The sequence below is a fragment of the Streptomyces sp. NPDC001480 genome, assembly GCF_042894725.1.
Lineage (GTDB): Bacteria > Actinomycetota > Actinomycetes > Streptomycetales > Streptomycetaceae > Streptomyces.
Window position 1 is genome coordinate 229,965 of the sequence record NZ_JBIAVX010000007.1, and the last position, 18,481, is coordinate 248,445.

Annotated in this window: 17 protein-coding genes; 6 read left to right on the plus strand and 11 right to left on the minus strand. The window is 71.9% G+C overall.

The genetic code is table 11. The annotated features are described in order from the left end of the window. Positions 1-59: 59 nt before the first annotated feature. Complete coding sequence (locus ACFY01_RS19205; protein WP_390736896.1) at positions 60-500, plus strand: carboxymuconolactone decarboxylase family protein; 441 nt, start codon at positions 60-62, stop codon at positions 498-500. Here ACFY01_RS19205 and ACFY01_RS19210 read toward each other — a convergent pair. Then, positions 487-2,970, minus strand: coding sequence for an alpha-L-arabinofuranosidase C-terminal domain-containing protein (locus ACFY01_RS19210; RefSeq protein WP_390736897.1), 2,484 nt, complete (start codon positions 2,968-2,970; stop codon positions 487-489). The genes ACFY01_RS19205 and ACFY01_RS19210 overlap by 14 nt on opposite strands. 166 nt (positions 2,971-3,136) lie before the next feature. On the opposite strand from ACFY01_RS19210, the gene ACFY01_RS19215 reads away from it, so the two are divergent. After that, the gene (locus ACFY01_RS19215; RefSeq protein WP_390737103.1) at positions 3,137-3,580 is read left to right on the plus strand and encodes a DUF6314 family protein; all 444 of its coding nucleotides are present in this window, start codon (positions 3,137-3,139) and stop codon (positions 3,578-3,580) included. A gap of 97 nt (positions 3,581-3,677) precedes the next feature. Here the strand turns inward: ACFY01_RS19215 and ACFY01_RS19220 are convergent, their stop codons facing one another. The 3 genes from ACFY01_RS19220 to ACFY01_RS19230 form a co-directional block, all read right to left on the minus strand. Further along, the gene (locus tag ACFY01_RS19220; RefSeq protein ID WP_390736898.1) at positions 3,678-4,274 is read right to left on the minus strand and encodes a histidine phosphatase family protein; all 597 of its coding nucleotides are present in this window, start codon (positions 4,272-4,274) and stop codon (positions 3,678-3,680) included. A gap of 53 nt (positions 4,275-4,327) precedes the next feature. After that, the gene (locus tag ACFY01_RS19225) at positions 4,328-4,786 is read right to left on the minus strand and encodes a GNAT family N-acetyltransferase (RefSeq protein WP_390736899.1); all 459 of its coding nucleotides are present in this window, start codon (positions 4,784-4,786) and stop codon (positions 4,328-4,330) included. Between the two features lie 74 nt (positions 4,787-4,860). Continuing rightward, positions 4,861-6,294, minus strand: a complete 1,434-nt coding sequence (locus ACFY01_RS19230; protein ID WP_390736900.1) for a PLP-dependent aminotransferase family protein — start codon at positions 6,292-6,294, stop codon at positions 4,861-4,863. Between ACFY01_RS19230 and ACFY01_RS19235 the strand changes: the two genes are divergently transcribed. After that, entirely contained in the window at positions 6,293-7,213 is a 921-nt protein-coding gene (locus tag ACFY01_RS19235) for a DMT family transporter (RefSeq protein ID WP_390736901.1), read from the plus strand. The two genes, ACFY01_RS19230 and ACFY01_RS19235, sit on opposite strands and share 2 nt — an antisense overlap. A 13-nt stretch (positions 7,214-7,226) precedes the next feature. Next, on the plus strand, positions 7,227-7,433 hold the full coding sequence (locus tag ACFY01_RS19240) for a DUF1918 domain-containing protein (RefSeq protein WP_390736902.1): 207 nt from the start codon (positions 7,227-7,229) through the stop codon (positions 7,431-7,433). Positions 7,434-7,437: 4 nt separating this feature from the next. On the opposite strand, the gene ACFY01_RS19245 is transcribed toward ACFY01_RS19240, so the two are convergent. Continuing rightward, positions 7,438-8,661: a glycoside hydrolase family 10 protein gene (locus ACFY01_RS19245; protein WP_390736903.1), complete on the minus strand. Its 1,224-nt coding sequence runs from the start codon at positions 8,659-8,661 to the stop codon at positions 7,438-7,440. A 177-nt stretch (positions 8,662-8,838) separates the two neighbouring features. Here ACFY01_RS19245 and ACFY01_RS19250 point away from each other — a divergent pair, with 177 nt between their 5' ends. Continuing rightward, positions 8,839-9,711, plus strand: a complete 873-nt coding sequence (locus tag ACFY01_RS19250; protein WP_390736904.1) for a 3-hydroxybutyryl-CoA dehydrogenase — start codon at positions 8,839-8,841, stop codon at positions 9,709-9,711. A 194-nt stretch (positions 9,712-9,905) separates the two neighbouring features. Next, entirely contained in the window at positions 9,906-10,163 is a 258-nt protein-coding gene (locus ACFY01_RS19255; protein ID WP_390736905.1) for a hypothetical protein, read from the plus strand. Here the strand turns inward: ACFY01_RS19255 and ACFY01_RS19260 are convergent. From ACFY01_RS19260 to ACFY01_RS19285, 6 genes are all read right to left on the minus strand, one after another. Beyond that, complete coding sequence (locus ACFY01_RS19260) at positions 10,160-10,696, minus strand: NUDIX hydrolase (RefSeq protein ID WP_132853692.1); 537 nt, start codon at positions 10,694-10,696, stop codon at positions 10,160-10,162. The two genes, ACFY01_RS19255 and ACFY01_RS19260, sit on opposite strands and share 4 nt — an antisense overlap. Before the next feature lie 57 nt (positions 10,697-10,753). Continuing rightward, on the minus strand, positions 10,754-12,094 hold the full coding sequence (locus ACFY01_RS19265) for a transcriptional regulator (protein WP_390736906.1): 1,341 nt from the start codon (positions 12,092-12,094) through the stop codon (positions 10,754-10,756). 132 nt (positions 12,095-12,226) lie between these two features. Beyond that, a complete protein-coding gene (locus ACFY01_RS19270; RefSeq protein ID WP_390736907.1) occupies positions 12,227-13,351 on the minus strand; it encodes a PP2C family protein-serine/threonine phosphatase in 1,125 nt (374 codons plus the stop codon). A gap of 184 nt (positions 13,352-13,535) precedes the next feature. Further along, entirely contained in the window at positions 13,536-16,058 is a 2,523-nt protein-coding gene (gene pheT, locus ACFY01_RS19275) for a phenylalanine--tRNA ligase subunit beta (RefSeq protein WP_390736908.1), read from the minus strand. Next, positions 16,058-17,179, minus strand: a complete 1,122-nt coding sequence (gene pheS / locus ACFY01_RS19280; RefSeq protein ID WP_390736909.1) for a phenylalanine--tRNA ligase subunit alpha — start codon at positions 17,177-17,179, stop codon at positions 16,058-16,060. Before pheS ends, pheT begins: the two co-directional genes overlap by 1 nt. A 147-nt stretch (positions 17,180-17,326) precedes the next feature. Then, a complete protein-coding gene (locus tag ACFY01_RS19285) occupies positions 17,327-18,466 on the minus strand; it encodes an ATP-binding protein (RefSeq protein WP_390736910.1) in 1,140 nt (379 codons plus the stop codon). Positions 18,467-18,481: the final 15 nt, after the last annotated feature.

The following is an 18,481-nucleotide window of genomic DNA, read 5'->3' on the forward strand; positions in this document are numbered from 1 at the left end:
GCCGGTGATCCCCGCGCGAGCCCCGCGCCGGGCCGGGCCGACGGAACGGATGACTCGACATGAGCGAGAGCACCACCCGCGAAGAGCGTTTCGCCCACGGCCTGGAGGTCCTGAAGAGGGTCGACGGCGAGGCCGGTCAGCGGGTCGTCGACTCGCTCGCCGACATCAGTCCCGAACTGGGCCACCAGGTCGTCACCTGGGCCTTCGGGGAGATCTACGACCGCCCCGGACTCGCCCCGCGCGACCGACAGCTGGTGACCCTGGGCGTGCTCACCGCGCTCGGCGGCTGCGAGGCCCAGCTGGACGTGCACGTCAACGCGGCCCTCAACGTGGGGCTCACGCCCGAGCAGATAGTCGAGGCGCTGCTGCACTCGGCCGTGTACTGCGGCATGCCGCGGGCGCTGAACGCGACCTTCGCCGCGAAGAAGGTCTTCGCCGAGCGCGGGCTGCTGCCGGTGGGGCAGCAGCCCGCGGGCGGGACCGCGGCTACTTCTGCCTGATCCGCAGGAAGGTGACGGAGTTCGCCGGGAAGGTGTACGTGAACTTGCCGGCGATCCCCCGGTAGGTGGACGTGACGGGGGCGACCGGGGTGGCCGTCTCCGTGTTCACCGCGTCGGGGGCGGCGGCCAGCGTGGTCACGCGGGCCTTGTGCGACACCTTGGCGCCGCCCAGGTCGATGGCCGTACGCGCCGCCGAGGACTGGGCGTTGACCACCTTGACGATCAGGTCACCGGTCTTCGCGTCCCGGGTCACGACCTGCCGGAAGGGCTCGGCCGGCTTGTCGTCGGTGAAGCTGCCCCACTCCTGGCCGTCGAGGTAGAGGGTGACCTGGCGGCCGCGCACCTTCACGTCGACGTCGTAGGCACGGCCCGTCTCCACCGACCCCGCCTTGGAGATCAGCGTGGACTTGCCGCCGTCCACGGCCTGCTCGACGGCGGACTGGGTGTTGTTCCAGCCGCCCAGGTTCCACCAGTAGTAGTTGCCGGTGTCCTTGACGCCGAAGGCGACGAGGAAGCCCTCCTTGCCGGACTTCTTGGTGGCCTTCACGTGCAGGTCGTAGTCGTGCCAGGCGGGGTCGCCGGCTGTGACCATGGTGTTCTCGGCGGCGGTGTCCGTCTGGACGTAACTCCCGTCCTGGACGCTCCAGCTGCCGGTTCCGGTGTGCGTCCACTTCGCGGCGTCGCCGGAGAAGTCGTCGGTGAGCAGCGTGTTGCCGTCGGCGTCGGCGACCTTGACGTCGTCGTAGGCGGCGCTGGTGTTCCACGTGGACAGGCCCACGGCGCCGGTGACGGGGCCGAGCAGCGACGGTGTGCCCGTCGCCTTCGAGGGCACCACCCGGTCGCCCACGTTGTTCATGAAGAGCTTCTGGACCTCGTAGTCGGCGGAGCCCCAGGAGGCGTGGTTGTTGAACCACACCATGTCCGGGCTCCACTGGACGTAGTCCTCGTTGGCGAACAGCGGGGCGTAGGAGGCGAGTTTCACGACGTCGGCGTTGCGCTCCAGGCCGGTCATGTACGCGGCTTCGGCGAGACCGTTCTTGAAGGCGTTGCCGCCCGAGGCGTACTCGCCGAGGAAGACCTTGGGGCCGCTGCGGTCGTAGGAGTCGTAGCGGTCGTTGTTCTGGAGGAACCACTGCGGGCTGTTGTAGTAGTGCTCGTCGACCATGTCGACCTTGGCGTCCCGGTTGAGCTGCCAGGCCGTGTCGAAGGTGGAGCCGGAGTCGTCCGGGCCGGCGTTGGAGATCACCTTCATGTACGGGTACTTCGCCTGGACGGCGGCGCGGAACCGCTTGAAGCGGGCGAAGAACTCGTCGGGGAGGTTCTCCTCGTTGCCGACCTCGATGTGGGTGAGGTGGAAGGGCTTGGGGTGGCCCATCTGGGCGCGCTTCTTGCCCCAGGTGGAGGTCACCGGGCCGTTGGCGAACTCGACGAGGTCGAGGGTGTCCTGGATGTGCCGCCCCAGCAGCGCGTCGTCGTCGACGGCCTTGTTCTGGCCGCAGCCGGTCACCAGGGCGGGGACGACGGGCAGCGGCATGGCGCCGATGTCCTCGGCGAAGCGGAAGTACTCGTAGTAGCCGAGGCCGTAACTCTGGTTGTAGCCCCAGAAGTTGGAGTTGGTGGCGCGCGTCTCGACCGGACCGATGGTGTCCTTCCACTGGTAGGAGCGCTTGCGCTGCCAGCCGGAGGCCTCGCTGTAGTCCTGCATGGAGCCGGTGTTGACCAGGCAGCCGCCGGGGAAGCGCACGAAGCCCGGGTGCAGGGCGGCGATCTTCTCGGCGAGGTCCTTGCGCAGGCCGTTCGGCTCGTGCTTGTAGGTGTCGCGCGGGAACAGGGACACCATGTCGAGGGCCGCGGCGCCGGAGGAGGCGACGGTCAGGCGGCCGGTGGTGCTGGTGCGGGTCGCCTTGAACGTGACCTTGTACTGGGCCCAGCCGCCCTCCACGGCCACCTTGCGGGCGGTCGCGAGCGTGCCGTCGGCGTCCTGGAGGGTGACGGTGAGGGTGGTGCCGCCCGTCGCGCGGGCCCACACCGAGAAGTCGTACTTCTCGCCCTGTGCGACGGCGATGCCGGTGTTGTAGCCGGAGTTGGTGACCGAGGAACCGGCGCCCAGGGAGAGGTAGTCGCGGTTGCGCTCGTCGAGCCGGCCGGAGTCGTTGGCGACCTGAGCGGTGCCGGTGACCGTCCAGGCGGTCAGGGGGGTGTACGACTTGTTGTCGTCGGTGGAGTACTCGAAGGACCGGTTCTGGACGAGTTCGGCGTACAGGCCGCCGTCGGCGGCGCGGTTGATGTCCTCGAAGAAGACGCCGTACATCGTGTCGTCGATCTTGGCGCCCTTGGCGCCCGGGTCGACTGTGATCGCGTAGTCGGTGACGTCCTCGGCGTGCGCGGGGGCGGGGACGAGGCCGACGGCCAGGAGGAAAGCGCTTGCCCCTAGGCCGAGTCTGAGGCGATTGCGGGTGGTGCGTGACATGGATACTCCGCGGCTCTGGGATCGTTGCGGTCGTTGCAGACGTTCGAAATATCGAGCAGTGGTCAGCACTTCGAACGGCAAGATAGGCAGGAGGCATGAGCGCGTCAATGGGCCGGGACGTATCGTCGAGATCATGGATACGTCGGCGGCCGAAGCGGGGACGACGATGGGCGAGTTCTGGCCCGTGCCTGACGTGCTGGAGCATCTGGCCGGGCGGTGGCGGGTGGAGCGCACCGTGCGGGACCTGGCGAGCGGTGACGAGGGGGTGTTCCAGGGGGTCACCGTCTTCGGCCCGCTGGAGGGCGGCGGCCTGTTGCACGAGGAGTCCGGCACCTTCACCTGGCAGGGCGTCCCGCGGCCGGCCGAGCGCACCCTGCGTTTCCTGCCGGGCGCGGCGCCGGGCACGGCCGACGTACGGTTCGCCGACGGGCGGCCCTTCCACGACCTGGACCTGACGTCCGGACACCACGTCACCGGGCATCCCTGCGCGGCGGACCTCTACCGGGGCGAGTTCACGGTCCGGGACGCGGACCACTGGCGGACGGTGTGGCGGGTGGGTGGCCCCGCGAAGGACCTCGTCCTCACCACGGAGTACACACGCGTGAGCTGAGCCCGGACGGGGTGGCGACGGAGTTTCCGGCAGCGGCTCTCAGCCCCGGCCCGCACAATCCGGCCCGTCCGGCGAGGCAGGGGCCGGGTGCGGCGGGTCAGGGGATGCCGAGGCGTTGGGGGGACGCGCCGTCGAAGCGGAGGTTCCAGCGGCCGGCGTGACCTATGACGGTGACGGTGGACAGGGGGCGGACGTCGATGTTCCAGTGGGTCGAGGGCGGTGCCTTCAGGGCGTATACCAGGGCGGCGCGGATCACCGCGGGCTCGGCGACGGCGACGATGCGGCCGCCGTCGTCGGCGGGGCGGGTGTCCAGCCAGCCGCCGACGCGGGAGATGAAGGCCAGCAGTGACTCGCCGCCGTGCGGAGTGGAGCGCGGGTCGGCGAGCCAGGCGTCCACCGCCTCCGGCTCCCGGGCCATCGCCTCGCCCAGGGTGAGCCCGCGCCAGCGGCCCATGTCGCAGTCCCGCAGGGCGAGCTGCACCAGCGGGGCGTACCCCAGCGCGTCACCGGTGGCGCGGCTGCGCGGCGTCGGCGAGCAGTAGCGCAGCTCGGCCGCCGCGAGCGGCAGCAACTCCCCCGCGACCCGCTGCACCTCGTCCCATCCGGCCTGGTCCAGCGGCCGGTCGTCCTCGAAGCGCTCCGCGAGCAGGGGGGCGCTGCGCGCTGCGGCGACGAACGTGACCCGAAGTTGCATGCGGTGATGGTGGGCCTCGTAAGTAAGCAGGTCAAGGGGGCGTTACCCGGGAGTTACCGAGGGCCTGCGGGACCTTGGACGAAGCTGTGCACCATCCACTGGTCAGGACGGTCCAGCGGCCGGAACCCCACCTTCTCGTAGACGCCGTGGGCGGTGCTGGTGGCGAGCAGGAGGCGGCGCAGCCCGTACGGCCGCAGGTGCTCGCGGATGGCGCCGACCATCGCCGTTCCGACGCCCTTGCCCCGCACCGACGGGTCGACGTACACGTCCGCGAGCCAGCCGAACAGCGCCTCGTCGGTCACCACGCGCGCGTACGCCACCTGCTCTCCCGAGGCCGTGTCGTACACCCCGAAGTTCAGCGAGGCGGCCATCGCGCGCTCGTGCGTCTCGCGGGGGCGGTCGGTCGCCCAGTACGTGTCGGTGGACAGCCAGCCGTGGACGCGGTCGACGTCGACGCGTCCGGAGTCGGCGGAGAACTCGTAGCCTTCGGGCAGGGCGGGTGTGTCGGTCATGCCGGGAGACTTCCAGGCCGGGGCCGCCGGTGTCGAACCGGTTTTCCCCTGGTGGCACAGCGGCACGGCCCGCGCTACAGCACCTCGTCGCACGCCGTCCGCAGTCGCCGTACCCCCTCCGCGATCTCCCCCGTCCCGGCGACCGCCGCGAAGCTCAGCCGGAGGTGGGCCGCCGGGGGCTCGGCGCTGAAGTACGGGCGGCCGGGGGTGATCGCGACGCCCGCGCGGAGGGTGGCGGACGTGAGGGCGGACTCTTCGGCGCCGTCGGGGAGGCGGAGCCAGAGGTGGTAGCCGCCCGAGGGGATGTGCGGCAGGGCGAGTTCGGGCAGGTCGCGGCGCAGGGCGGTGGTCATCGCGACCCGGCGGGCCTTCAGCTCGGTCGCGACGGTGCGCAGATGGCGGGGCCAGGCGGGCGAGCCGACGAGCTCCAGGGCCGCCTCCTGCATCGGGCGGGGCACGAAGAAGGAGTCGACGACCTGGATCGCGCGCAGGCGTTCCAGCACCGGCCCCCGGGCGGCCAGGGCGCTGACCCGGAAGCTGGGCGAGGTCACCTTGGTCAGCGAGCCGACGTGCACGACGACACCGTCGGGGTCGTCGGCGGCCAGCGGGCGCGGCAGCGGGCCCGCGTCCGCGTGCACCAGGCGCCGTACGAAGTCGTCCTCGACCACGAAGGCGCCCGCCTCCCGGGCGATGCCGAGCACCTCCGCGCGCCGCGCGGGGGCGAGCACGGCTCCGGTGGGGTTCTGGAACAGGGGCTGGCAGACGAACACCCGGGCGCCGCTCGCCCGGAACGCGTCGGCGAGCAGCTCCGGCCGCACCCCGTCGGGGTCCACCGGTACGGGCACCGGGCGCAGTCCGGCGGCGCGGGCGATGGCCAGCATGCCCGGGTAGGTGGGCGACTCGACGAGTACCGGCGCGCCGGGCGTGGCGAGCGCGCGCAGCGCGGTGGCCAGCGCGGACTGACCGCCCGCCGCGATCAGCACCTCGGCGGCGGTGACGGCCCCGCCGATGGAGCGCGCGAACCACTCCCGCAGTTCGGGCAGCCCCTCCAGCGGCGGGCGGCCCCAGGCGCCGGGGCGCCGCCCGGCGCGGGCCAGGGCCTCGGCCATCGCCCGCTCCGGCTGGAGCGAGGGGTGCAGATAGCCGCCGTTGAACTCCAGCACGCCCGGCGGCGGGGCGGCCAGGGAGACCGTGACCCCCGAGGCGTCGACGGTGCGCGGTACGAGTTCGGCGGCGCCGTCGGCGCTGAGCGCGACCTCCTGCCAGGAGGTGTCCCCGGTGGCCGGGGGCGCGCCGCGTGAGGGGGCGCGGAAGGCTCCGGCGCCGGGCCGGGTGACGACCAGGCCCTCGGCGACCAGTTGTGCCAGCGCGCGAGAGACGGTCACCGGGCTCACCCGGTAGCGCTCGACCAGGGCCCGGCTCGACGGGAGCTTTCCACCTGATGAGTAGCGGTCGAGTTCCCGTCGCAGTTGATTGACCAGTTCGGCGACGCTGCTACGCTGTTGCATGAGAGTACACAGTAGCGCTACCGCCGAACCTACGATAGCGGTCACCACTGGTCGGCAGCGGCTCGGTCTCGGCGGCACCCTCCAGGCCGCACTCGGTGTGCTCGCCTTCTCCCTCACCTTCCCGGCCACTGCCTGGGGCCTGGAGGGGTTCGGGCCCTGGTCGCTCGTGGCGGTGCGCAGCGTGCTCGCGGCCGCCATCGCGGGCACCTGCCTGCTGGCCCTGCGCGTGCCCCCGCCCGCCCGCCGGCACTGGCCGGGTCTCGCCGTCGTCGGCACCGGAGTGGTGCTCGGCTTCCCCCTGCTGACCACCCTCGCTCTCCAGACCTCCACCACCGCTCACGCCGCCGTGGTCGTCGGCCTGCTCCCGCTGACCACCGCGCTCTTCTCCGCGCTGCGGATGGGCACCCGCCCCTCCCGCACCTTCTGGGCGGCGGCCCTCGCGGGCGCGTGCGCGGTCCTCGCCTTCACCGTGCAGCAGAGCGGTGGCGCGCTGACGGCGGCCGACGGCTACCTGGCCGCCGCGCTGCTGGTGTGCGCGGCCGGCTACACCGAGGGCGGCCGGCTGGCCCGGGTGATGCCGGGCTGGCAGGTGATCGGCTGGGCGCTGGTGCTCTGCCTGCCGCTCACCGTTCCGGCCGCCGCGCTGGCGCTGTCGTACGAAGCCGTGCACCTGACCGCGCACGGCATGGCCGGGGTGCTGTGGGTGGCGGCGGGCTCCCAGTTCCTCGGCCTTGTCGTCTGGTACCGGGGCATGGCGGCCATCGGGATCCCGCGGGCCAGCCAGTTGCAGTTGGCGCAGCCGCTGCTCACACTGGTGTGGTCGGTGCTGCTGCTGGGCGAGCACCTTACGGCGGCCGCTCCGCTGACGGCCGCCGCCGTGCTCGTGTGCATCGCCGTCACCCAACGGTCGCGATCGTGAGGAGGACCCGCAGATGCGCGCATCCGTGGGCGACCAGCTTGTCCAGCACGGCAGGGTGGTTGGCCAGCACGACCAGGTTTCGGAAGTCGTCGAGGTGATGGGTACGGAGGGCACCCCGCCGTACCGCGTCCGCTTCCCGGACGGTCACGAGGCCGTGATGTCCCCCGGCCCGGACTGCCAGGTCCGGCACCGGGAACAGGAACGCCAGACACAGCAGTAGGGATTCAGCGCGGTGGCTTCGCCGGCTGTCCGTAGTGGTCGGCGACCACCCGCGCCATCGCCCCGATCGGGTCGTTCGCGACGTCCTGCGCGGCGAAGAAGACGTGGCCGCGCACCCGCGCGTACCCGGCGGCGAGGGTCAGGTGCCGGGACAGCTCGACCGGGTCCTGCCAGGCCGAGGGCTGCCCGGCGGCCCCCGCCTTGTACAGCGCCTCGCCGATGTAGAGGTGTGTCTTCGTGCCCTTGGCGACGTCCGCCCACCAGGCGACGAGCTTGGCGTAGTCGGCGGCGGCGAAGCCGATGTTCCAGTACAGCTGCGGCACGATGTAGTCGATCCAGTGCTCGCGGACCCACTTGCGGGTGTCCGCGTGCAGGTCGTCGTAGGTCTGCACGCCCGCCCGGGTGTCCGAGCCCCGCTCGTCGGTCGTGGCGTTGCGCCACACCCCGAACGGGCTGATCCCGAACCGGGTGCCGGGCCGTACCTTCTTGATCCGGGCCGCGGTCTCCCGCACCAGCCGGTCGATGTTGTCGCGGCGCCAGGCGGCCCGGTTGTCGAAGTCCCCGCCGTACGCGTCGTACGCGGCGTCGTCGTCGAAGGTCTGCCCGGCCACCGGATAGGGGTAGAAGTAGTCGTCGAAGTGGACGGCGTCGACCGGGTACTTCGCGACCGCGTCGAGCATGGCGTCCTCGACGAAGGCGCGCACCCGGGGCAGGCCCGGGTTGTAGTAGAGCTTGCCGCCGTACGGCACGACCCAGTCCGGGTGCCGGCGGGCGGGGTGCGAGGCGGCGAGCTTCGTCGGGTCGGTGTGGTTGGCGATCCGGTACGGGTTGAACCAGGCGTGCAGTTCCAGCCCCCGCGCGTGCGCCTCGGCGACGGCGGTGCCCAGCGGGTCCCAGCCGGGTGCCTTGCCCTGGGTGCCGGTCAGGTACTGCGACCAGGGCTCGTAGGGCGAGGGCCACAGGGCGTCCGCGGTGGGCCGCACCTGGAGGACCACGGTGTTGAGGCGGTCGCGGACGGCCCGGTCGAGGTGGGCGAGCAGTTCCGCGCGCTGTTCGGCCGCCGTGAGGCCCGGGCGCGAGGGCCAGTCGCGGTTGCTGACCGTCGCCAGCCACACGCCGCGCATCTCGCCGGCCGCGTGACGGCGGCGCGGTGCCGCCGACGCGCCCTGCGCCATCGTCAGCGTGGACAGCGCCGCCAGCGCGAACGCGCGCCGTGACACCTGCCTCATGGACCCCATGGAGGTACCCCCATACGCTGCGGATCCGCTCCGTCACGGATCGTCTCGGGGCCAAGGATGCCCCCACCCGCACGATCGATCATCGATACTTGGGAGTAACGTGCACGATCGGAGCAGGAGCGGAACCCGGAGCACCTGCCTCAGCCGTTGAGCAGCGAAGGGGACGACGTGACGGACATCGCCGGAGACATTGCGCGGGTCGGGGTGGTGGGCTGCGGCCAGATGGGAGCGGGCATCGCCGAGGTGTGCGCCCGCGCCGGACTGGACGTGAAGGTCGCCGAGACCACCGGCGAGGCCCTGGAGATCGGCCGCACCCGGCTGTTCAACTCGCTGGCCAAGGCCGCCGAGCGCGGCAAGATCAGCGAGGAGGAGCGGGACGCCACGCAGGCGCGGCTGAGCTTCACCACCGATCTCGGCGAGTTCGCCGACCGGGACCTGGTGATCGAGGCCGTCGTCGAGAACGAGCAGGTGAAGACCGAGATCTTCCAGGTGCTCGACCAGGTGGTGACCCGGCCGGACGCGATCCTCGCCTCCAACACCTCCTCCATCCCGCTGGTGAAGCTCGCGGTCGCCACCTCGCGCCCGGACCACGTCATCGGTATCCACTTCTTCAACCCGGCCCCGGTGCAGCAGCTCGTCGAGGTGATCCCGGCGCTGACCACCTCCGAGGGGACGCTCGGCCGGGCCCAGCTCTTCGCCGAGAAGGTGCTCGGCAAGCACTCCATCCGCGCCCAGGACCGCTCCGGGTTCGTCGTCAACGCGCTGCTGGTGCCCTATCTGCTGTCCGCGATCCGCATGTTCGAGTCGGGCATCGCGAGCCGCGAGGACATCGACAACGGCATGGAGATGGGCTGCGCGCACCCGATGGGTCCGCTGAAGCTGTCCGACCTGATCGGCCTGGACACCATCGTCTCCATCGCCCATTCGATGTACCAGGAGTACAAGGAGCCGCTGTACGCCGCTCCCCCGCTGCTCCAGCGCATGGTCGAGGCGGGCCGGCTGGGCCGGAAGACGGGGTCAGGCTTCTACACGTACGGCTGATTACCCCGAGCGACGCCCTGTGGGCCCGGCACCTGGTTCGGTGCCGGGCCCATCCGTTTCACTCCCCGTGTGCGCGCCGGGCACGCATATGCCCGTCGCACACGCTCCCCACGCGCCCACCAGGCGAGTTCACTCATCATGCGCATGCAAGGGATGCGGAAACACCACGTTCGACTACGGAAAGGAGTGGATCCGTGACCGCCGATCCGGAGCATCCCGTGGTCCATGGAGAACTCGCAGAGTTACGTCGCCGCCTGGACGTCGCCTACGCCCGTGTGGAGGGCGGGCTTGCCCTGCTCAGTCACCGCACCGAGGAGACCGCCAAGGAACTCGACGAGCTGAACACCCGCATGATCTCGCTGGAACACGCACGCTGGCCCCTGCCCTCGATCGCCGCGCTCACGGCCCTGGGGGCCCTGGTCGTGACGATCTGGCAGACGCTGGCCCACTAATCATCGGCGAGCCTGAGGTGATGCAGCAGCAGTAACGCGGCCGCCATGTTGGCGGCCGGGACCTCCCCTCGGGCGACCATGTCGGGAACGAGCTTGAGGGGGACCCACTCCCTGCGGTCCGACTCGAAGTCGTCCACGGGATGTCCGACGTACTCGCCCTCGTCGGCCCAGTAGATGTGGTGCCGGGCGTCCGTGAGGCCGTTGGACGGCTCCACGCTCATGAGGTGGTGCAGGGGTCCCGGCCGCCAGCCGGTCTCCTCCTCGAGTTCCCTGGCGGCCGCGCACGCGATGTCCTCGCCGTCCTCGACCACCCCCGCGGCCAATTCCCACCCCCAGCTGTCCGTGATGAAGCGGTGGCGCCACAGCAGGAGCACCTCGTTGGCCTCGTTGACCACCGTGGCCACGGCCACGGGCCGCAGCCGTATGAGGAAGTGGTCGAGGTGCCGGCCGTCCGGCAGCTCGACATCTGCGAGATTGACGCTGAACCAGCGGTTTGCGTACACAGTTTGTTCGTTCTGTTTCGTCCACTGCACGGTTCTGCCACCTTCCGCCGAGTAAGTGGCAATATCGCAGCAGCGTGTCTCCTGAACCTACAGCGGTACGCGCAGTGCCCCGTCGATGAGTTCGGCGGCCTCGGCGGTGCCCGCGCAGCCACTGCGCACGAGGTGTTCGCGTACCGCGCGCAGTCTGTCCCGCAGCCGCTGGGACTCCATGCCCCGGGCCTGCTCGGCCATCTGCACGGCCGTGGCCACCGCCTTGTCCGCGTTGCCCTGGCGGACCTCGATGGTGCTGAGCATGGCGAGCCGGTGCACCCGGCCCCGGTCGTGGGCCGGGTTGTCCACGGCCGCCGCCGCGTGCTCCCGGGCGGCGGCGAGCTCCCCCAGGCTGAGCAGCGCCTCGGCCACCTGCACGTTGACCAGGCCCGGCTGGACATAGCCCGTCTCATCGGGCTCGTACCCCCGCCGGATGCGTTCGGCGGCCGTCTCCGCCCGCCGGATGCAGGACAGGGCGCTCGTGCCGTCGCCGAGGTGGGCGTACGCCTTCGCCTGCATCGCGTACAGGTCCGAGGCGAGGGCGGGGGTGATGTGCCGGCCGGCGGCGCGCAGCGCGGCCTCCGCGAAGGCGACGGCCTGCCGGTACTCCCGCATGAACAGCGCCTGGTTGACCAGCAGCGCGATCACGTACGCGCCGAGTCCCCGGTCCCCGCTGGCCTTCGCCAGCCTCAGCGCCTGGTGGAAGTAGCGCTGGGCGAGCCCGTGCGCGTCGGAGTCGTACGCGCAGATGCCGGCGATGGCCACCAACCCGCCGGTGGCCCGGTGCAGTTGGCGGCCGGTGGCGTCGGTGTAGCTGCCGCGCAGCAGCGGGGCCGCCTCGGCGTTCAGGAAGCCTACGATGCGGGTGCGGGTCGCTATGCCGCCGGCCTTGCGGTACATCTGCTCGTAGTGGGCGCGGGCGGCGCGCAGCATCTCGAGGTCGGCCGGGGTGACCCGGTGCCGACCGCCGCGGGAGACGTCCACGTCCTCCGGCGGGTTCTCCCACTCCCACACCGGCATCACGGCGGGCGTGCCGGTGACCGCGGGAGCGCCGAGGATGTGCGGGCGCTGCTGTTCGTCGGAGCGCCACAGGGCGGTGGCGCGTTCGACGAAGCCGGAGAGCGAGGTGCCGTGCGGGACGCTCGGTTCGCCCGGCACGCCGAGGCCGATGTCGTCGAGGGTGACGGGCCGTTGCAGCCGGACGGCGAGCACCTCGCAGATCAGGTCGGGCACTTGGCCGCGTGGCCGCTGGCCCTTCAACCACCGTGCGACGGCGGTGTGTTCGTACCGGAGCGCGAGACCACGCGCCCGGCCCGCCTGGTTGACGTGGGCGGCGAGACCGGCGTGCGAGATCCCGGCCTCGTCGAGGATCGCGTCGAGCAGAGTGTTGGGCTGCATCAAGGCCCCCCGGATGGCTCGGTGAGCGCCACCTTCGTCAGGGTAGTGGGTCCGTCTTCACACGGGGTGTGAACGGAGTGCGCGAATCCGGGCTGTGTGCACGGTGTCGCTCAGTGTGTCCGGCCGGTTGACTTAACTGCCTCGCAAGAGGCCGGCCGGGCCGCCGGCTCCCCCTCGACAAGCGGTGGCCTGGCCGTCGGCGTCGGCACCCGCGGCCCAGGGACGGGGTGGGCGGTCGTTGCGCAGTACGAGCAGGGCGACGTCGTCCGTCGGCGTGCCGTTCGTGTGGCGGAGCAGGGCTGTGAAGACCTTGCGCAGGATCGTCTGCGGTGTCACGCAGTGACCTCCCGCGGCCTCCGCCAGCACCGTCGGCAGGGAGAAGAACCGGCCCCCCGCGTCGCGTGCGTCCTCCGCGCCGTCGGTGAAGAGGACCAGGGTCTCGCTGGGAAGCAGACGGCCGCAGTGCAGCGCGGGCAGGTCGGACGGGAGCGGGAAGGGGCCGAGCGGCGGGAGGGGGTCCGCTCGCACGAGGGGCTCGATCCGGGCCCCGCTGAGCAGGTACGGCCACGGATGGCCGCAGTTCAGGGCGTGGATCTCGCCGTCGTGGGTGATTTCCAGGAGCAGTACGGTGACGAACTCCTCGGCGACGGGTGTGTCCGGATCCAGCCCGCTGGAGGGGTGTTCGGTCCGGGCCCGCTCGCGGAGGTGACGGGCCAGGGCGCGGTCCAGGCGCCGCAGGACCTGGTCGAGGGCGGGCTCGTCGTGGACGGCCTCGCGGAAGCTGCCCAGGAGGGCGGCGACGGTGCCGATGGCGGACAGGCCGTGGCCGCGCACGTCGCCCATGACCACGCGTACGCCGTGCTCGGTGGCCACCGCCTCGTAGAGGTCGCCGCCGATGGCCGCCCCGCGGTCGGCGGAGAGCTGCGCGGCGGCGACGCTCAGGCCGTCCACGCGCGGCGGCGGTGGCCGCAGCAGCACGCTCTGCGCGGCACCCGCGACCCGGCGGGCCTGACTGAGCTCGCGCAGCAGCGTCCGGCGGACGTGGAGGATCAGGCCGGTGCCGACCGCGAAGAACACGGCGCTGGTGGCGATCCGGGCACCGAGCCTGTCCTGCTGGGCGAGCGGGCAGGTCAGTTTGTAGCCGACCGCAAGGGCGCCCCAGATCGTGGGCAGCATCAGCGCGCGGCGCAGCGGCCGACGGTCGGGCCGGTGTACGTGCCCCTGGTGGGTGGGTGCGCGTGCCTTGATACGGATCATGCCGATGGCCCCCCATGCAGGCCCTGACGGAGCAGATCGGACCGGCCCCGAGAGGCCGGTCCGATTCTGTCGACGCCGTGGCCCTGGAGGGCCGGATCGCCCGGAGTTCTCACCCGAATGAGTGAGCACTCGGCGGACTCCTGCATTTATGCAGGTGAAGCGCCCCGTGGGGGGCGCTGCACGGCTAGCTCCGCAGCACCGCCCCGGTGCGCTCGCCGGCGAGAGCGACCGCCGCGTCGCGGGCGGCGGAGGCCTCGTCCACGGTCAGCGTCCGGTCACCCGCACGGAACCGCAGCGCGTACGCCAGGGACTTCTTGCCCTCGCCCAGCTGCTCGGCGTTCTCGTAGACGTCGAACAGGCGGATGTACTCCAGGAGTTCACCGGCGCCCTCGCGCAGCGCGGCCTCGACGTCCGCGTGCGGGACGGGCTTGTCGACCACCAGGGCGACGTCCTGCGTGGCGACCGGGAAGGTGGAGATGCGCGGCGCCTGCGGGGTGCCGTCGCCGACCGCCTCCAGGGCGTCCAGGTCGATCTCCATGGCGGAGCTGCGCTCGGGCAGGCCCAGCGCCTTCAGCACCCGCGGGTGCAGCTCACCGGCGTGGCCGACGACCCGCTCGGTGCCGTCCACCACGACCGCGAGCTCGGCGCAGCGGCCCGGGTGCCAGGGGCCGTACTGCCCCTTGCGGACGCTGAGTTCGGCACCGGCCTCGCGGGCGACGGTGCGGGCGGCCTCGACGGCGTCGGCCCAGTCGGCGGGGCGGCCCTTGCCCCACCAGCCGGCCTGCTCGCGGGCCCCGGCGAGGACGACGGCCACGTGCCGCGGCTGCGCGGGCAGCGCGGCGTCGAGCCGCGCGAGCTCCTCGTCGGTGGGGCGCCGGTCGACGGGCAGGTGCCCGGCGACGCGCTGCTCCTCACGCGGGTGGAAGACCAGGCCCGTCTCGAACAGCGCCAGGTCGTGCGAACCCCGGCCGTCGTTGCGCCGCAGGGCGCCCAGCAGGCCCGGCAGCAGCGTCGTGCGGAGCGCGGGCTCCTCGTCGCTGAGCGGGTTGACCAGCTTCACGACGCGGCGGGCCGGGTCGTCGGCCGCCAGGCCCAGCTGGTCGAGGATCTGCTCGGCGACGAAGGGGTAGTTCGGCGCCTCGACGTAGCCGATGCCGGCCAGCGCCCGGCCGACCCGGCGGTGCAGCCGCTGGCGGTGCGTCAGGCCGCGGCCCGAGGGGAGCTTGGGCAGCGTGGAGGGCAGGTTCTCGTAGCCCTCCAGACGGATGACCTCCTCGGCCAGGTCGTTGGGCTCGGCGAGGTCGGGCCGCCAGGACGGGACGGTGACGATCAGCTCGTCCTGCCCGTAGACGTCGCAGCCGACGTCCTGGAGGCGGCGTACGACCGTCTCGCGGCCGTAGACGACGCCCGCGACCTTGTCCGGGTGGTCGGCCGGGACGGTGATGGTGTGCGGCGCGGAGGGCGCGATGACCTGGGTGACGCCCGCCTCGGCGGTGCCGCCGGCGAGCAGCACCAGCAGATCCACGGTGCGCTGGGCGGCGGCAGCGGCGGCCTGCGGGTCGACGCCGCGCTCGAAGCGACGGGACGCCTCCGACAGCAGCTTGTGGCGGCGGGCCGTACGCGCGATCGACACGGCGTCGAAGTGGGCCGCCTCGATGACCACGTCGGTGGACGCGTTCGTACCGTTCTCGGTGGCCTCGTGGTCGGCGATCTCCGTGTTGGCGCCGCCCATGACACCGGCGAGGCCGATGGGACCGCGCTCGTCGGTGATGACCAGGTCCTCGGCGTGCAGCTTGCGCTCGACGCCGTCGAGGGTGACGAGCTTCTCGCCCTCCTCGGCCCGGCGCACCCCGATGGTGCCCTGGACCAGCTGCCGGTCGTAGGCGTGCAGGGGCTGGCCCAGCTCCATCATCACGTAGTTGGTGACGTCGACGGCCAGCGAGATCGGGCGCATGCCGACCTTCTGGAGCCGGCGCTGGAGCCAGATCGGGGAGCGCGCTTCGGGGCTCAGGCCGGTGACCGTGCGGGCCGTGAAGCGGTCGCAGCCCATCGGGTCGGAGACCTGGACCGGGTGGCCGAAGGCGTTCGGGGCCGGTACGTCGATCAGGGCCGGGTCGCTCAGCGGCAGGCCGTAGGCGATGGCCGTCTCGCGGGCGACACCGCGGATGGACAGGCAGTCGCCGCGGTTGGCGGTGACGGCGATGTCGAGGACCTCGTCGACCAGCTCGAGCAGCTCGATGGCGTCCTTGCCGACCTCGGTCTCCGGCGGCAGCACGATGATGCCGTGGCTGCCGTCGTCGCCCATGCCCAGCTCGTCGCCGGAGCAGATCATGCCGTGGGAGGTCTTGCCGTACGTCTTGCGGGCGGCGATGGAGAAGCCGCCGGGCAGGGTGGCGCCCGGCAGGACCACGACGACCTTGTCGCCGACGGCGAAGTTGCGGGCGCCGCAGACGATCTCCTGGGGCTCACCGGTGCCGTTGGCCTGGCCGACGTCGACGGTGCAGAAGCGGATCGGCTTCTTGAAGCCCTCCAACTCCTCGATGGTCAGCACCTGGCCGACGACCAGCGGCCCCTTGAGGTCGGCGCCGAGCTGCTCGACGGTTTCGACCTCGAGGCCGGCCGAGACGAGCTTCTCCTGGACGTCGCGGCCGGTTTCCGTCGCCGGCAGGTCGACGTACTCCCGCAGCCAAGAAAGCGGGACCCGCATCAGATCTCCATCCCGAACGGCCGGGTGAACCGGACGTCACCCTCGACCATGTCTCGCATGTCCTCGACGTTGTGGCGGAACATCAGCATCCGCTCGATGCCGAACCCGAAGGCGAAGCCGCTGTACTTCTCCGGGTCGACGCCGCAGGCGGTGAGCACCCGCGGGTTGACCATGCCGCAGCCGCCCAGCTCGATCCAGCCCTCGCTGGAGCAGGTGCGGCAGGGCCGGTCGGGGTTGCCGACGGACTCGCCCTTGCAGACGTAGCAGAGCATGTCCATCTCGGCGCTCGGCTCGGTGAACGGGAAGAAGTTCGGCCGCAGCCGGGTCTTCATGCCCGCCCCGAACAGCGACTGGACCATGTGGTCCAGGGTGCCCTTGAGGTCGGCCATGGTCAGGCCCTCGTCGACGGCGAGCAGCTCGACCTGGTGGAAGACGGGCGTGTGCGTGGCGTCCAGCTCGTCGGTGCGGTACACGCGGCCCGGGCAGATCACGTAGACCGGCAGTTCGCGCTCCAGCAGGGAGCGGATCTGGACCGGCGAGGTGTGGGTGCGCAGTACGACGCCGGACTCGGTGCCGCCGTCGGGCCCCTGCACGAAGAAGGTGTCGGCCTCGCCGCGCGCCGGGTGGTCGGGGCCGATGTTGAGGGCGTCGAAGTTGAACCACTCGGCCTCGACCTGCGGGCCCTCGGCGACCTCGTAGCCCATGGCCACGAAGATGTCCTCGATCCGCTCCGACAGCGTGGTCAGCGGGTGGCGTGCGCCGGCCGGGACGCGGTCGTAGGGCAGGGTGACGTCGACGTCCTCCTCCACCAGCACCCGGGCGTCGCGCTCGGCCTCCAGCTCGCTCTGGCGGCCGGCGAGCGCCTTGTTCACGGCGCCGCGGGCCATCCCGACGCGCTTGCCGGCGTCGGCCTTGGCGTGCGGGGGCAGGGCGCCGATCTCGCGGTTGGCGAGGGCCAGCGGGGAGGCGGGGCCGGTGTGGGCGACCTTGGCCTCGTGGAGCGCGTCGAGGGAGTCCGCGGCGGCGAAGGCGGCGAGCGCCTCGTCCCGCATGCGCTCGATCTCTTCCGGTTTCAACGCCTCGACCTCTACAGGGTCGTACGACTTATTCGGTGCCGACATCTCTTCCCGTGCTTCCGATTGGCTGGCTGGTGTGCCCCGTCTTCGACCCGGACCCGGACCTGGACGGTCCGTCTCTGGTTTTGGACACAAAGGTGCCAATGGCCGAGTCTAACGGGGCCGGGGAACGCGAATGCGCCCGCGGGCGGCTCAGGCCAGACAGGCCGGGGCCCCCACGGGCAACGTAAATCGGAACTCGGCGCCGCCGCCGGGGGCGCGGCCGACCGTGATGGTGCCGCCGTGGGCCTCGACGATGCCCTTGACGATGTAGAGCCCGAGGCCTGTGCCGCCGCGCTTGCTGCCCCGCCAGAAGCGGGTGAAGACGCGGTTCATGGACTCCTCCGGGATGCCGGGCCCCTCGTCGCTCACCGTGACCGACGTGCCGGTTTCCTCGCCCTCCCGCGGGGATGCCGAGGGCGTCACGTCAATGGTGACGGTTCCCTCGCCGTGCCGCACGGCATTTTCGATGAGGTTGCTGAGCACCTGGTCGACCTTGTCGGGGTCGGCCCACAGGGCGGGCAGCGGCTGCTCGATGCGGAGCAGGAAGCGGTCGGCGGGCTGTCCGGCGGCGACGTAGGCCTGGATGTGCCGTCCGACGGCGGCGCCTATGTCCACGAGCTGGCGGCGGACCTCCAGGCGCCCCGAGTCGATGCGCGAGATGTCGAGCAGCTCGGCGATGAGCCGGGTGACACGGTCGGCGTCCGCGTCGACGGTCTCCAGCATCAGCCGCTTCTGGTCGTCGGTGAACCTCTCCCACTTGGCCAGCAGGGTGGCGGTGAAGCCCTTGACGGAGGTGAGCGGGGAGCGCAGCTCGTGGGCGACGGTGGCGATCAGCTCGGCGTGGCTGCGTTCGGTGCGGCGGCGGGCCTCGGTGTCGCGGAGGGTGACGACGACGCGGCGGACCGGTCCGGTGGGTTCGGCGCGCACGTAGCGGACCGAGACGAGGACCTCCCGGACGCCGGGGAGCAGCAGGTTGCGTTCGGGCTGCCGGACCCGGATGGCGAGCCCGCCGTAGGGGTCGGTGAGCTGCCACCAGCGCCGTCCCTCCAGGTCCTCCAAGGGCAGGGCCTTCTCCAGGCGCTGCCCGAGGGCGTCGGCGGCACGGACCGCGGTGATGCGCTCGGCGGCGGCGTTGAAGCAGGTGACGCGGCCGTCCTCGTCGGCGACGACGAGACCGTCGGGCAGGTCGTCCGGGTCGATGCCGAGCTCGGCGGGGTCGGCGTGCCGGGACGCGGGTGTGCGTCGCACGTCCCGCCCTTCCGGCGCCTTGCTGGTGCCGACGACACTCATCCCCGTACCCCACCT